We start from the raw sequence: 2217 nt of genomic DNA, 5'->3' as shown, positions 1-2217 counted from the left end.
AATAGTAGAAAATATCAAATAGATTAATTATGTTTTTTCATTTGATTACCCGGCATACGCTTGCCCTGGGAAGGTAAAAGGGAAATATTATTGATGCACAAAAATTGACCGCTGTCCGGGCCGAACTTACGTTAGATGATAAAACCTCAGATTTGATCTGAGATTTTATCATCTACTTCTGATTATATCCTTGCCTTTAACCTATTTATTGTCAGGATTTGGTTTAGGATTTGGTTTAGGCTTTAGGTTTAGGAGGATCTGGTAAAGGATCAGGATCTTTTACAATGGGTTTGTCATTCCATCCCTCGGGCTTCACATTCTTAGGTGGAGGTGGAGGAGTAACCAGTATATCAGATGCGGGGGTATCATCCTTCACCTTATCAGTAGTTTCTCTGGCTTTACCCATCACTCCTGCGGCCGGATCGACTACTGACGCAGGATCACCCATAGCTTTCTCTACGCTATTGCTGGATAGGTTCATATCAGAAGTGACTGATTGTATGAAGCTAAACACAATGCCGGCTTGTGGGGATGTTTCTCTCACAATTTTCGGATCTTGCAGCAGATTTTCAGGTAAAGGCGTAAACTGTTCGTGAGGAGGAATACTAATTAATTCATTTTTTTCTGTTGGAATGAATCCCAAAATATCTCCTTCTGATTTGCTTCCGGCAGCAGATACACTGCGGGCAAAATTGAATATATCTTTAAATGCCATATTATTGCTTTTTTATTTTAATAAACTATTTTGATTCTATAAATTATGAGGACGCACAACTGCATATATTTTGCTAGTAGGGCTGTCCGAGTCTATTACTTTTTTCCCGAAAATTACATGATTTACATCCAGCGTTGATATTGTTTCCGCTATTCCTATTGGCCTGTATGCCCCTTTTTCATGAAGTTTTAAAGTAGAAATGTGAGCAGGAATCACTTTAGCAGCTTTAATTTTGTTACGATCTTTATCAAATAAATCAGGAATTTCTCTATCACTAGACGACCCATCAAAAGGTTCTACAAAGTCATCATAACTCAATCCAATAACTCCTTCAAACACTATGGGTACTTCATAAGTAAATTGTTTTATCTGACGCCTTTGTGTTGCCAGGGTCTCAACACGGCCATCCTTAGGGAGTCTTCCTGAAACATTAGAAGTTGATTTCCATGATGTTGTCACTGTACCAGAAATCGTACCTTTTAAAGAAAGCTCTAATTCAACTTCTAACTCACCATGACCAGTAGCAGTACCTGTTCCCGTGAAACTCACACTGTTTGAATTGGTGGCAGTAAATTCAGTTGTTGTAGTAACTTCTGCCTCTTCCTCAACTTCAACGTGGTCTTCAGTACCCATCTCGTCTTTATGATTATGTACAATATGTTCTACTTCAACTTCTTTGCTATTCTTTTTCTCTATACCATTAGCCAAACTCTCTTCCAAAATCGTCTCTACGGTTTTGGATATTTCTGCTTGTAATTCCCCGGAAATTTCTCCTTCAAAAGTAGGGGTTCCTGTAGCTGCCAAAGACCAATTGATGGTGTTCTCCATCGTAAACTCAACAGTATCAGAAAACTGACTGTCTTCACCTGATCTATTTTCATAGCTTCTGGTAGATAATACATCCGCAACCGGCGGAATGATATTTGACCTTTCTTCAAACAAGGGAGTGCCAATTTCAAAAAAAGTAATCCATCCCCGCTTTGCAGCATTTGGATCAGGGAAATTACCAACTTTTTTGTCGTTTATGGACAGTCCTACCGGCCGTATTTGCTTATCACCGACCTTGTCTCCTTTTTGATTTAGTTTGTTCTTTGCGAATTCAGGTACTGTATTCAAAAGACCCAGAAGTAATTCATCGGTTATTCCCAGCTCTTCCATGTTTTTAATTGTGAGGATGCGACGTTTTGCGCGGTCCACACTGTAAATTTTCATTTTTTGATCTGCCATGTTTAAATTTTTAAGTTATAAATTAATATATTACATTTGTTTGTAATAAAAATAAAAAGACCATCCTCAAGAGTTCTTCTCTATAAATTGTTTTACCTCCAATAAACTGGACTGATTTCTCGAAGAGTTTTGACGATGTTGAGGCCCCCCAAATCTATAGCAATCAAAAGTAGAATTCCGGAGCGCAGTTACCCGAATGTCTTACGTTTGAGTAATACATCATCGGATTTTCATTTGGTTTCATAGAAAAAAGAAGTCAAGATCGATTCTTTAAT

At 38.0% G+C, this 2217-nt stretch carries 2 protein-coding genes; both read right to left on the bottom strand.

Translation table 11 applies throughout. From position 1 onward, the window contains the following. Window positions 1-235: 235 nt before the first annotated feature. The gene (locus FN124_RS25015) at window positions 236-715 is read right to left on the bottom strand and encodes a hypothetical protein (protein WP_142687535.1); all 480 of its coding nucleotides are present in this window, start codon (window positions 713-715) and stop codon (window positions 236-238) included. A 36-nt stretch (window positions 716-751) separates the two neighbouring features. Next, window positions 752-1942, bottom strand: a complete 1191-nt coding sequence (locus tag FN124_RS25010) for a hypothetical protein (protein ID WP_142687534.1) — start codon at window positions 1940-1942, stop codon at window positions 752-754. Between the last annotated feature and the right edge of the window lie 275 nt (window positions 1943-2217).

The sequence above is a fragment of the Chitinophaga polysaccharea genome, assembly GCF_902150045.1.
Classification (GTDB): domain Bacteria; phylum Bacteroidota; class Bacteroidia; order Chitinophagales; family Chitinophagaceae; genus Chitinophaga; species Chitinophaga polysaccharea_A.
Note: the sequence above shows the minus strand (reverse complement) of the source record. Positions and strands in the feature narration are given on the sequence as shown.

Bases quoted from the DNA above. Each gene is read 5' to 3' on its own strand.
- FN124_RS25010 (WP_142687534.1), bottom strand. From the start codon at position 1,942: ATGGCAGATCAAAAAATGAAAATTTACAGTGTGGACCGCGCAAAACGT.
- FN124_RS25015 (WP_142687535.1), bottom strand. From the start codon at position 715: ATGGCATTTAAAGATATATTCAATTTTGCCCGCAGTGTATCTGCTGCC.